The 13,250-nt window shown below is 52.5% G+C and carries 9 protein-coding genes; 8 read left to right on the top strand and 1 reads right to left on the bottom strand.

Annotation, left to right across the window (positions count from 1 at the left end):
* The 5 genes from BOC67_RS08950 to BOC67_RS08930 are packed head-to-tail and all read left to right on the top strand — an operon-like array spanning position 1 to position 8,771.
* Positions 1 to 3,876, top strand: a complete 3,876-nt coding sequence (locus BOC67_RS08950) for a trifunctional MMPL family transporter/lysophospholipid acyltransferase/class I SAM-dependent methyltransferase (RefSeq protein ID WP_291909584.1) — start codon at positions 1 to 3, stop codon at positions 3,874 to 3,876.
* Complete coding sequence (locus BOC67_RS08945) at positions 3,863 to 5,386, top strand: NAD(P)/FAD-dependent oxidoreductase (RefSeq protein ID WP_291909581.1); 1,524 nt, start codon at positions 3,863 to 3,865, stop codon at positions 5,384 to 5,386. Before BOC67_RS08950 ends, BOC67_RS08945 begins: the two co-directional genes overlap by 14 nt.
* Positions 5,364 to 7,079, top strand: a complete 1,716-nt coding sequence (locus tag BOC67_RS08940) for a C45 family peptidase (RefSeq protein ID WP_291909579.1) — start codon at positions 5,364 to 5,366, stop codon at positions 7,077 to 7,079. The genes BOC67_RS08945 and BOC67_RS08940 overlap by 23 nt, the downstream gene beginning before the upstream one ends.
* Positions 7,076 to 7,456, top strand: a complete 381-nt coding sequence (locus BOC67_RS08935; RefSeq protein ID WP_291909576.1) for a holo-ACP synthase — start codon at positions 7,076 to 7,078, stop codon at positions 7,454 to 7,456. The genes BOC67_RS08940 and BOC67_RS08935 overlap by 4 nt, the downstream gene beginning before the upstream one ends.
* Positions 7,457 to 7,481: 25 nt before the next feature.
* Complete coding sequence (locus BOC67_RS08930; protein ID WP_291909573.1) at positions 7,482 to 8,771, top strand: phenylacetate--CoA ligase family protein; 1,290 nt, start codon at positions 7,482 to 7,484, stop codon at positions 8,769 to 8,771.
* 20 nt (positions 8,772 to 8,791) lie between these two features.
* On the opposite strand, the gene BOC67_RS08925 is transcribed toward BOC67_RS08930, so the two are convergent.
* Positions 8,792 to 9,277 (bottom strand): DUF6702 family protein, encoded by a 486-nt coding sequence (locus BOC67_RS08925; protein WP_291909569.1) that lies wholly within the window; start codon positions 9,275 to 9,277, stop codon positions 8,792 to 8,794.
* 68 nt (positions 9,278 to 9,345) lie between these two features.
* Between BOC67_RS08925 and BOC67_RS08920 the strand changes: the two genes are divergently transcribed.
* The 3 genes from BOC67_RS08920 (at position 9,346) to BOC67_RS08910 (ending at position 13,150) form a co-directional block, all read left to right on the top strand.
* Positions 9,346 to 9,930 (top strand): HupE/UreJ family protein, encoded by a 585-nt coding sequence (locus BOC67_RS08920; RefSeq protein WP_291909566.1) that lies wholly within the window; start codon positions 9,346 to 9,348, stop codon positions 9,928 to 9,930.
* A gap of 15 nt (positions 9,931 to 9,945) precedes the next feature.
* The gene (locus BOC67_RS08915; protein ID WP_291909564.1) at positions 9,946 to 12,267 is read left to right on the top strand and encodes a M1 family metallopeptidase; all 2,322 of its coding nucleotides are present in this window, start codon (positions 9,946 to 9,948) and stop codon (positions 12,265 to 12,267) included.
* A gap of 61 nt (positions 12,268 to 12,328) precedes the next feature.
* Positions 12,329 to 13,150 (top strand): alpha/beta hydrolase family protein, encoded by an 822-nt coding sequence (locus BOC67_RS08910; RefSeq protein ID WP_291909562.1) that lies wholly within the window; start codon positions 12,329 to 12,331, stop codon positions 13,148 to 13,150.
* The last annotated feature ends 100 nt before the right edge of the window (positions 13,151 to 13,250 follow it).

Genomic DNA, 13,250 nt, shown 5'->3' with positions numbered 1-13,250 from the left:
ATGGGCAACTTCTTCGTAGCAATATATAACTTCTTTGAGCGCCACAAGGCATGGCTGTGGATATCTACCGTCCTTAGCTTTTTGCTCGTGGGCTTCTTTGCTTCGAAGGTAAAGCTGGAAGAGGATATCACTAAAATCCTCCCGCAGGATAAGAAACTGGACAAGCTGCAACAGGTATTCCAGGATTCCAAATTTGCGGACAAGCTAATTATCACTGTTTCCCAGCGGGACACTGCCGCCACGGCTGTACCCGACAGCCTGACTGCCTACGCAGCCGCGTTTACCGCTGCGGCGCAGGCGCAGCTTTCTCCCTATATCAAAAACATACAGGGCCAGGTGGAAGATGCCACCGTCATGAACCTGATGCAGCTGATACAACAAAACCTGCCTTTGTTTTTGGAGGAAAAGGATTATGCGCGGATCAACGAGCTGACCCGGCCGGATACCCTGCAAAAATCCCTCGTGTATGACTATAATACCCTGATTTCCCCTACAGGCCTGGTGTTGAAGCGGATGATACAGTCGGACCCCGTGGGGATCAGCTGGATAGGCGTGAAGAAATTACAACAGTTGCAAGCCGACGATCAGTTTGAGCTGTATGATAATTTCATCATGACGAAGGATCACCGGCACCTGATGATTTTCATTACGCCGGCCAATCCGCCTACGGCCACCAAAGTGAATACGCGCTTCCTGGCGGGGCTGGATCATTTGCAGGACAGCCTGCTGCCGCATTATCCGCAGCTGGAGGCTTCCTATTTTGGCGGTACGGCCGTCAGCGCCGGCAACGCTGCACAGCTGCGCAGGGATACCTTGCTCACGCAGGGTATTACGGTGTTGCTGCTGGTAGCGCTGATCGCGTTTTTCTTCCGGAAAAAGAGAGCGCCGGTGCTGGTAATGCTGCCCGTGGTATTCGGGGCGCTGTTCTCACTGACGTGTATATACGTTTTTAAGGGGCATATCTCTGTGATTGCCCTCGGCGCGGGCGCGGTAGTACTCGGTATTGCCGTGAATTATTCCCTGCATGTCTTCAATCATTTCCGCCATACGCCTGACCCGCGGGAGGTGATCCGGGACCTGGCCACGCCTATGACGCTGGGTAGCTTTACGACGGTGGGCGGCTTCCTCTGCCTGCAATTCGTACAGTCGCCCATGTTACACGACGTAGGCCTGTTTGCGGCCTGCAGCCTGATCGGCGCGGCGTTGTTTTCCCTCATCTTCCTGCCGCATTGGATAGCGACCGGTAAGCACCCGGAGGCGGCGGCGCCGCATCACGACACCTGGGTGGACAAGCTTTCCGGCCTGAAGCCGGAGAAGAACAAGTGGCTGGTAGCCGGCATTTTTGTACTGACGGTCGTATTTTATTTTACCGCGAAGCGCGTGGCTTTTGAAAGCGACATGATGCGGATGAATTATATGTCGCCCCGGCTGCAGGCAGCAGAGGCGCGCCTTAACGCCGTAAATGCCTACGTGGCGCAATCCGTATATGTAGTCACCGATGGCGGCAGCATGGAAGCCGCGCTGGAAAACAGCGAGCAGCTGATGCCGCTGATCCGCCAGCTGCAACAGCAGGGCGTGGTGCTGAAGGTAGCCGGGGTGCAGTCGCTCCTGATTTCCGCCAAAGAGCAGCAGCAGCGGATCGACCGCTGGAACGCTTACTGGACGCCGGAGAAGAAGCGCGCCGTGCTGGATTACCTGCGTACCCACGGCCAGCCGATCGGTTTCAGCGCGGGGGCTTTTGATAAGTTTGAAACGTTGCTGAATGCGGATTACCAGGTATTAACCCCTGATCAGCTGGAGGTGCTGACCAGCGGTTCCCTGGGCGATTACATCATGCAACGCAACGGCCATACCTCCCTGGTAACCCTGCTGAAGGTGGACCCGGCGCAAAAGCAGGCCGTGTATGCCGCGCTGGATAAACATCCGCATACGACGGTACTCGATAAACAGTATGCCGCCAACAGGCTGGTAGCCGTGATGAAGGACGAGTTTAACAGCATCGCCTGGATGACTTCCCTGCTGGTGTTTGCCGCCCTGCTCATTTCCTACGGGCGTATAGAGCTGGCGCTGATCACGTTTATCCCCATGGCCATCAGCTGGGTTTGGATACTCGGTATCATGGGCCTGTTTGGTATTAAGTTTAATATTGTCAACATCATCCTGAGTACTTTTATTTTTGGGTTGGGAGATGACTACAGCATCTTCATGATGGATGGTTTGTTACAGGAATACAAGACCGGCCGGAAAAATCTGTCTTCCTTCAAGTCCTCGATTTTCCTCAGTGCCATCACGACCATGCTGGGCCTGGGTGTTATGATATTCGCGAAGCATCCGTCGCTGAAATCCATTGCGCTGGTGTCTATCATCGGTATAGGCACGGTGGTATTGATTTCGCAGGTGATGATCCTGGTGCTGTTCAACTTCCTGATCACCAACCGGGTGAAGAAGGGCTTTGCGCCGTGGACGCTGAAGGGGTTGACGCTGTCCGTATTTTCGTTTAGCTACTTCACGTTAGGTAGCTTCATCCTTACTTTCCTGGGTTTTGTGTTGATCAGAATCAATCCTTTCAATAAAGAGAAAGGGAAGTTGCTGTATCACCGCATCCTGTCCAAATACACCTGGTCCGTGATGTACATCATGGGCAACGTGACCAAGCGGGTGGAGAACCCGTTGAACGAGCGGCTGGAAAAGCCGGCGGTGATCATCAGTAATCACCAGTCGTTCCTGGACATCCTGTTATCTACCATGCTGTACCCCAAAGTGATCCTGCTGACCAATCAATGGGTATGGCGTTCGCCGGTGTTTGGGGCTGTAGTGCGCTATGCCGATTACTACCCCGTGGCCGATGGGGCGGAAGGAGCCGTGGATAAGCTCCGCGAGCGGGTGGAACAGGGTTATTCCATTGTCGTATATCCGGAAGGGACCCGTTCCCCGGACCCTGCGATAAAGCGTTTCCACAAAGGGGCGTTTTACCTGGCGCAGGAACTGGGGCTGGATATTTTGCCCATTGTGATGCATGGCACGGCGCAAACCATGCAGAAAGGGGACTTCCTGCTGAAGGACGGCTACATCACCCTCCGTTACCTGCCGCGCATCGCTGCGGACGACAGGAGCTGGGGGGATAACTACAGCGCCCGTACGAAATCCATCTCCCGGTATTTCAAAGCCGAATATGAAAAGCTGCGCCGGGAAAAGGAAACGCCGCAGTACTTCCGCGAACAGCTGATCTACAACTATATTTATAAGGGGCCGGTGCTGGAATGGTACATGCGTATTAAAACGCGTTTAGAGGGCAACTACGGCACTTTTGACGCACTGGTGCCCCGGCAGGGAAAGGTCATGGATATTGGCTGCGGATACGGATTTATGTCGTATATGCTGGCTTGGTTATCTCCCCAAAGAAAAATTATTGGGGTAGACCATGATGAAGAGAAAATTATTACCGCTAACAACAACTATAGCAAAACGGACCAGCTCACCTTTATCCATGGGGATATTGCGGAGATGGAGCTGGATCAGTACGATGCGTTTATCCTCAGCGATGTGATGCATTACCTGACTGCAGCAGAGCAGGAGCGCCTGCTGGCGCAGTGTATTGCGCACCTGTCGGATGATGGCGTCATCGTGCTCCGCGACGGGGATATGGACCGCAGGCAGCGGCATGAAGGCACTAAATTTACCGAATGGCTTTCCACCAAAGTATTCGGTTTTAATAAAACAGGCAGGGACGGGCTAACCTTCCTCTCTGCCACGGGTATTCGTAATATCGTAAAAAAGTATGGAGCTGTAGCCGAGGAGATTGACAATACCCGCTATACGTCTAACGTCATTTTTGTTATCCGAAAATCCCCCCAAAAGCAATATGCGCAGCAATGAAGTCATTGTAATCGGTAGCGGACTAGGTGGCCTGGCCACCGCAGCTATTCTGGGCATGAATGGTTACAAGGTACGGGTGTACGAAAAAAACCGCCAGATAGGCGGTTGCCTGCAAACCTATTCCCGTGAGAAAGTAATTTTTGATTCCGGCGTACACTACATTGGCGGCCTGGCGCCGGGCGAGAACCTCTATAAAGTGTTTAAATACCTCGGTATCCTCGATAAGCTGAAGCTCCGCCGTATGGACCTGGATGGCTTTGATCATATCGCCTTTGGGGATGATCCGGCTGTGTACAAGATAGCGCAGGGAGAGCAGCGCTTCATCAACGCCCTGCTGGAGCACTTCCCCGGCGAGCGGCCGGCATTGGAAGCGTACCTGCAGAAGGTGAAGGAGATATGCAGCAAGTTCCCCCTGTATAACCTCCGGATGGGAGATTATGAGGAGAAGCGGGAAGTATTGCACTATAATACCGCGGATTTCCTCCGCAGCATTACGGCGAACGAAAGGCTGCAACAGGTGCTGGCAGGCAATAACCTGCTGTATGCAGGGGTGGCGGAAAAAACGCCTTTGTATGTGCATGCCCTGGTGCTGAACAGCTATATGAACAGCTCCTGGAAGTGTGTCGACGGCGGCGGGCAGATTGCCAAATGGCTGGGCCGCCGCATCCTGGAAAACGGGGGAGAGATCATCCGAAACACCGCCGTGACGGCCATTGTAGGCGAGGGGGACCGGGTGGACCACCTGGTGCTGCAAAACGGGGAGCAGGTAAAGGCAGACTACTTCGTGTCCAACCTGCATCCCGCACAAACCACGGCTATTACCCGGAGCGACATCCTGCGGGGCGCCTACCGCACGCGCATGCAGTCCCTGGAAAACTCCACCGGCGCATTTGTATTGAACGTGGTATTAAAGCCAGGCAGCTTTCCCTATCTCAATTACAACTACTACTATCATACCACCGGCGACGCCTGGGCCGGTATTCATTACCAGGCGGACGCCTGGCCGCAAACCTACGCCATCTACGTGGGCGCATCCTCCCAGCATCCGGAGTATGCCGACAGCCTTTCCGTGATGACGTATATGCGTTACGAGGAAATGGCTCCCTGGAAGGATACTTTCAATACCGTATTGCAGCCGGGCGCCAGGGGAGAGGATTATGAGCGCTTCAAACGGGAAAAAGCGGAGCAGCTGATTGCCTGTGTGGAAAAGCGTTTCCCGCGTTTCCGGGAGTGCGTGCAGTCGTACTACGTGGCCACGCCGCTCTCTTACCGCGATTATATGGGCACTGCGGACGGGAGTATGTACGGCGTCATGAAGGACTCCGGGGACCCGCTGCGGACCATGGTATCCGCCCGTACCAAGTTATCTAATTTGTATCTTACCGGGCAAAATCTGAACTTGCATGGAATTCTGGGGGTAACCATGAGCAGTGTGATCACCGCTTCGGAATTAGTGGGTATGGAGTCTTTAGTAACAGCTATTAACAATGTATCAGTATTCGACATATAATGCCAGCAGGCAAAAGAAGAAGCGCAGCGGGTGGAAAAAGCTGGGCAGAGGGTTGTTGTATATCCTCGGGTTTTTCCTCGTATTGCTGATTAGCCTGGCTATCTATTTGGTGGTGGTCAGCAAAATACCGCCGCCGGAAATTGCCGATAAGTCCGCCTTGCAGCTTGAGCGTAAGCAGCTGGACAAAGAGGCGTACACCATCGGCAACAACTGGTTCCGCCACAGCCGGACCGGGCTGTATGAAATGTACGTGGAGGGCGCGCCTTTTGAACGGGGCGTTATCAACGGCAAGCTGAGCAAGGAGCTGATCCAGCGGCAGGAAGATGTGTTTGTAGCGCAGATTGCGAAGATGATACCCAGCACTTTCTACCGGCATTTTCTCCGTTATTTCATCGGGTTCTTTAACAGGGACCTGGCGGCTAATGTGCCGGAGGAGTTTAAGGAAGAGATTTACGGGGAGTCGTTTTCCGCCTCTCCGAATTATGATTACATCGGCAGTAACTACGAACGGCTGATGAACTACCATGCCGCCCACGACATCGGGCATGCGTTGCAGGGCATGTACCTGGTGGGTTGTACTTCCTTTGCCACCTGGGACGACCGCTCTGCCGACAGTAACCTGATCATTGGCCGGAATTTCGACTTCTACATGGGCGATAAGTTCGCCGAAGATAAGATGGTCGTGTTTTATCATCCGAAGCAGGGCCACAACTTTATGTTTGTGACCTGGGGCGGGTTTACGGGCGTGGTGTCCGGCATGAACGACCAGGGCCTGACCGTTACCCTCAACGCGGCGAGAACGGATGTGCCTTTTGGCGCGTCTACGCCGGTATCGCTGGTGGCGAGGGAGATATTGCAATACGCCAAAACCATTGACGAGGCCTGGGCGATTGCTTCCAAACGGAAAATGTTTGTGTCCGAATCATTCCTGATCGGTTCAGCCATTGATAATAAAGCAGTAATTATTGAAAAAACGCCAACCGGTATGGATAAGTATGATCCCGGCAGGCATTTCATTACCTGCACCAATCACTTCCAGGGGGATTCCCTGAAAACGCTGGGCTCCAACAAAGTGCAGCTGGCGCAAAGCGCGTCCGCCTACCGCTACCTGCGGCTGACGGAGCTGATGGCGCGCAACGGTAAAAATGATGTGCAGAAGACCATTGCCATCCTGCGGGACCGCAAAGGGCTGCACGATGCCAATATCGGCCTCGGTAACGAGAAGGCGATCAACCAGTTTATAGCCCATCACGGGATTGTTTTTGAGCCTAAGAAGAAGCTGGTATGGATATCTACCGCGCCTTTCCAGATGGGGGAATTTGTGGCGTATGACCTGAATAAAATATTCAGCATGCATGGCCTCCAAAGCAATCATGAATTGTATGATACTGCGCTGAGCGTGCCGGCGGATACTTTCCTGGCTACGAATGAATACGCGCAGTGGCAGCGGTTCCATCGCATGAAGGACCAGATCATGAATAAGGAAAACGTGGACCTGCATGCTTTTGTGGCCACCAACCCGGAGTATTACCATACTTATGTGCTGGCCGGCGATTACAGTTTCAGGCTGAAGAATTACGCGGCGGCGAAGCAGTATTATACCACCGCGCTGACGAAGGAAATAGCCACCAAAGGCGAGGAAGAGCATATCCGCAAACAGCTGGAAAAAACGAATAAAGTGCTGCAAAAATGATCATTGGAATAGGTACAGACATCGTGGACGTAGGGCGCATAGCTGCGAAGCTGGCCAAGGGCACGGCTTTCAGGGACCTGGTGTTTACCCCCGCGGAGATAGCGTATTGCGAACAGCAGGCGATGCCGGGAGAGTCGTACGCTGCGAGGTTTGCCGCCAAAGAGGCCCTGCTGAAAGCTTTTGGCACCGGCTGGGGCAACAATGGCGGCGTTAATTTCAATGAAATAGAAGTCCGCAATGATGCCAATGGCAAGCCTGAATTATTTTTGCTGGGCGCCGCCGCAGCGCGTTATGAGCAGCTGGGCATCAAACGCATATGGGTGTCTTTATCACACGAAAAGACCGCTGCTATTGCGATGGTGGTGATAGAAGGATAACCTTTTAAAACAGAATAACAGAGCTATGTATATACCCGATATTGAATTACAGTCTTTAGACGCCATCAGGGCTTTCCAGGAAAAGGAAGTGCTGCACATGATCGGTTACCTCCAACAGTTTTCACCGTTTTATAAAGACTGGTTCAAGCGGCATCATATACAGGTAGACGACATCCGTTCGCTGGAAGATGTGAAGAAGATCCCGCCTGTTACAAAAGAAGCGTTGCAGGAGCAAAACTGGGATTTTTTATGTGTGGATAAAAGCAAGATTGCGGAATACACCACTACCAGCGGCACGCTGGGAAGGCCTGTCATCCTGGCTTTGACGGAGAAAGATTTACAACGGCTTACCTATAACGAATATATTTCCTTTAGTTGTGCAGATGGTACGGACAGCGATGTGTACCAGCTGATGCTGACGCTGGACCGGCAGTTTATGGCGGGCATGGCGTATTACAACGGCATCCGCCGGCTGGGCGCAGGCGTACTGCGTGTAGGCCCCGGCGTGCCGAGCATGCAGTGGGAAAACATTGAGCGCATCAAGCCTACGACTATTGTAGGCGTACCTTCATTTTTGGTGAAGCTGATTGCTTATGCGAAGGAGCATAACATTGATGTGAACAGTACTTCCGTGAAGAAGGCCGTATGCATCGGGGAGAATATCCGGAACACGGATTTTTCATTCAATGTATTGGGCAAGAAGATTACGGAACAATGGGATATCAAGCTCTATTCCACTTATGCTTCCACGGAAATGCAGACGGCGTTCACGGAATGCCGGGTAGGGCATGGCGGCCATCATCATCCGGAGCTGCTGTATGTGGAGTTGCTGGATGAAAACAACGAGCAGGTAGGCCCTGGCCAGGATGGAGAGGTAACGATTACTACGCTTGGCGTGGAAGGCATGCCCCTGCTGCGTTACAAGACAGGCGATATTTGCCGGTATTACGAAGAGCCATGCAGCTGCGGCCGTAATACCATCCGTTTATCCCCGGTGATTGGCCGTAAGAAGCAGATGCTGAAATTTAAAGGGACTACTTTATATCCGCCGGCATTGTTTGATTTGCTGAATGAGATGGAGGAAGTAAGGGAGTATGTGGTGGAGGTACATTCCAACGAGTTGGGTACGGATGAGATATTGCTGCATTTATGGCCCCGGGAGGAGTCGGAGGAGATGGACCGGAAGATTAAGTCGTATCTCCAGGCGAAGTTGCGGGTGATACCACAGGTGCGGTATTGCAGCCAGGCGGAGATCATGAAGATGCAGTTTCCGGAGGGGAGCAGGAAACCGGTGAAGTTTGTGGACAGAAGGTAGGGGATTTTGTTGATCCTCCCCTAAAACCCAAACACCGCCACCGCCTGCGGATTATCCAACTTATAACTCTGCCTTTTCCCTCCCACGATCACATGTATCATGTTCGTCTGCGTAGCATGCTGCTCGTACAACACATCATTGCGCACCTCCACCTTCTTCGGCGCCGCCACATTCTCCGCCTCCAAAAAGCTCCACACAGCATCCTCTTCAATCTTATACCCGATGAACTTCAGCGCCACCGGCCTGCCGTCCAGCTTCACGGAAATATGCTGCTGCAGGTACGCCGCAATATAACCCTCCACCTGCTTTCGGTTAGCCGGCTTAATAATATCAAAAGAGGTCTTGAACTGCTTCTTTAACGTGTTCTCCAGGTCGTCCGTGAAAATCCGGGCGCTTACCCCCAGCTCCCGCCGGGCCGCATTATGGGTTATTTCCGTAACGCTCGCATAAAATGGATGCAGCGCCAATACCATACTTACCCACCATTTACATAGTAATAATCCCACTAGCAAAAAATTTTAGGAAAAATTAACTTTTTGGTTATATAATTACAAATTTAGATAAAAGTAGTGCAATGGATGGTTTGTATTTTCAGTTGGGCTGGCAGCACATTATTAACTGGGACGCCTATGATCACATCTTGTTCATCGTCGCCCTGTGTGCCATGTACCTGTTGCGCGACTGGAAGAAAGTTTTGATTCTGGTTACAGCATTTACCATTGGTCATTCCATTACCCTGGCGCTGAGCGTACTCGATATCCTCAAAGTGCCGGGCGAAATTATCGAATGGCTGATACCCGTTACAATCTGCATCACTGCAGCAACCAATATCATCCGGAAAGACAGTGAACCGAAAAAATTGCAGCTGAATTATTTCTATGCCTTGTTTTTCGGCCTGATCCACGGCCTGGGATTTTCCAATTACCTGAAAAGCCTGCTGGGCGCGCAAACCAATGTGGTAGGCCCGCTGCTCGGATTTAACCTCGGCCTGGAATGTGGTCAGATCGTAATTGTGATGATTATTTTATTGATCTCCGGAGTACTCGTCAACCTCTCCGGGGTAAAGCGCCGCGACTGGAACCTCTGCGTGTCCTCAGGCGCTTTTGGGATCGCCCTCGTCATGGTGATCGAAGGAGCAAGAGCAATGTTTTTGAATTAGTATTTTATACCGTTTATGAGAAGAAGTATATTCCTGCTTGGAATCCTGTGCAGCAGCACCTTTGCCCTGTATGCACAGAATAATCCCGGCTCCAACCATGGCAACCGCTTCGAGCAACTGGGCACGATGCTCCAGACGCCAAATATCTACCGCTCCGCCTCCGGTGCGCCAGGCCCTAAATACTGGCAGCAACGGGCCGACTATGACATCGCCGCCACGCTCGACGATGAAAAGCAACGGCTCACCGGCGCTGAAACGATTACCTATTACAACAACTCCCCTGATCCGCTCACTTACCTCTGGCTCCAGCTGGACGAAAACCAGCACGACGCCAAAAGTGAACTCCAACAGATCAACGGCAGCCGCATGTCTGATAAAATGACCATGAGCGCCATCAACAACATCCTGAAGGAAGATAAGGACCTGGGAGTAAAAATCGCCAAAGTCACAGACGCTGACGGTAAACCCGTGTCCTACACCATCAATAATACCATGATGCGCCTGGACCTGCCGCAGCCGCTCATGCCGGGGGAAAAATACCGCTTCAAAGTGGAGTGGTCCTATAACATCCCGGACCGCATGACCGTTGGCGGCCGCGGAGGGTACGAATACTTCCCGGAAGATAAAAACTACCTCTACACCATCACACAGTGGTATCCACGCCTGGCGGTATATTCCGACTTCCAGGGATGGCAGAATAAACAATTCTTCGGCAGCGGCGAGTTTGCCCTGACCTTCGGCAACTTCAAAGTACGCATGACCGTACCTTCCGATCACATCGTCGGCGCTACCGGCGAATGCCGCAACTACCAGGACATGCTGACGCCGGCTCAGTACCAACGCTGGCAGCAGGCGCAGTCCAGCAAAAAACCGGTGGAAATCGTGACCCTCGAGGAAGCAAAGAAAGCCATGAAAGGCCATGCTACCAGCACTAAAACCTGGGAATATGAAGCCAGCAATGTGCGCGACTTTGCATGGGTGTCCTCCCGCCGCCTCGTGTGGGACGCTATGGCCACCAACGTGGAAGGCAATAAGGTAATGGCCATGTCCTACTACGGCCAGGAAGCCTACCCGCTCTACAACCGCTATTCCACCAAGGTAGTGGCGCATACCCTGCAATCCTACTCCAAACATACCATCCCTTACCCTTACCCGGTGGCTATTTCCGTGGAAGCGGCCAACGGGATGGAATACCCGATGATCTGCTTCAACTACGGCCGCGCCGATAAGGACGGTACCTATTCCGAAGCCACTAAAAACGGGATGATCGGCGTAATCATCCACGAAGTAGGACACAACTTCTTCCCGATGATCGTCAACTCCGACGAGCGCCAGTGGACCTGGATGGACGAAGGTTTAAATACTTTCTGCCAGTTCATGGCCGAGCAGGAATGGGACAGCAACTTCCCTTCCGGCCGCGGCCCCGCGCATAAGATCGTAGACTATATGAAGATGCCAAAGGACCAGCTGGAACCCATCATGACCAACTCCGAAAACATCATCAACTTTGGTCCTAACGCTTACGCCAAACCAGCTACCGGGTTGAATATCCTCCGGGAAACCATCATGGGCAGGGAGCTGTTCGACTTCGCCTTCCGCGAATACGCGCGCCGCTGGGCATTCAAACACCCAACGCCGGCGGATTTCTTCCGCACCATGGAAGACGCCTCTGCGGTAGACCTGGACTGGTTCTGGCGCGGATGGTTCTTCGGCACGGAACCTTGCGACATCGCCCTGGATTCCGTTAAATGGTACCGCCTTGATTCGAAGAATCCGGCCGTAAATAACGTTGCCGCCAAAGCGGAATACGACAGGAACATGGATCATGTGGCCCGCCGTAAAAACAAGGCGGAAGGCGTGAAATACGTGGTAGACCAGGACCCTGAGCTGCAGGACTTCTACAGCAAATACGACCGCTTTGCCGTGTCTAAAGAAGACCAGGCAGCTTTCAATAACTATTACAACAGCCTCACACCAGCCGAAAAGAAGCTCTACGACAGCAAAAAGAACTTCTATGAACTCACGTTCAATAACAAAGGCGGTTTGGTAATGCCGCTGATTGTGGAATGGACCTTTGCCGATGGTACGAAGGAAGTAGACCGTATCCCGGTGTACATCTGGCGCAAAAATGAAAACCAGGTCACAAAAGTATTTGCGAAAGATAAGCAGGTAACCTCCGTGCGACTGGACCCTTACCGCGAAACAGCCGATATTGACGAATCCAATAACAGCTGGCCGCGGGAAGCCGCTCCTTCGCAGTTTGAGCTGTTTAAAGGCAGCAATACGCCACGAGGGGCCAGCACCGGCGATAACCCGATGCGCAAGGCAAGAAATTAAAAAAGCAGCAGCAATGCTGCTTTTTTTTTAGATATTTATTGCCGCATTAATTATTTCCGTTATGAGGACACTCTTGTTTTTTATTTTCACTTTCCTGGCGCTGAATGCCTGCCAGGCGGCGCAGGTAGACACGGTTTCCATTCCCAGCGCCGCCATGCACCGCAGTTTCAAAGCGGTGGTCATTACGCCCGGCAGCTATAAAAGTGGCAGCGAACGCTACCCCGTGGTGTACCTGCTGCACGGCTATGGCGGTAATTACAGTAACTGGATCTCCAAAGTGCCCGCCCTCAGGGAGCTCGCGGATCTCTATAATATCATGATCGTTTGCCCGGACGGCGCCATCGGCAGCTGGTATATCGACAGCCCTACCGATAGCAACTGGCGTTTCGAAACCTATGTGGGCGCCGAAGTGCCGGCTTATATCGACCAGCATTATTCCACCGTGCCTTCTCCCAAAGGCCGCGCCATTACGGGTTTAAGCATGGGAGGCCACGGCGGTTTGTACCTGGGCATCCGCCACCGGGATATTTTTGGCGCAGCCGGCAGCATGAGCGGCGGCGTGGATTTCAGGCCCTTTCCGAAGAATTGGGATATCGCTAAACACCTCGGCGATCCCGGCCCGGACGGGACTAACTGGACGGTATATACGGTGATCAAACAGGTGGAAAAACTGGACAGTACCAGCAAAATGCCGTTGATCATCGATTGCGGCGTCAGGGATTTCTTTATCGATGTAAACCGGAACCTGCACCAGGTACTGCTGCAACGGAAAGTGCCGCATGATTATATCGAAAGACCGGGAGCGCATGACTGGGCCTATTGGAGTAATGCTATCCAATACCAATTGCTGTTCTTCCATCGATTTTTCAGCAGTGATCTTTAACGGAAAGGCGGCATCGTTCCACACATGCGTTGCCTTCTCCCCATAAAAAAACTAAAAGCAGGTAAAACCTGCTTTTTTAACTACTTTTATTGTAATCGAT

Source organism: Chitinophaga sp. CB10 (genome assembly GCA_001870995.2).
Lineage (GTDB): Bacteria > Bacteroidota > Bacteroidia > Chitinophagales > Chitinophagaceae > Chitinophaga.
The sequence above is the reverse complement of the archived record's forward strand: the minus strand, read 5'-3'. Positions and strand labels throughout refer to the sequence as shown.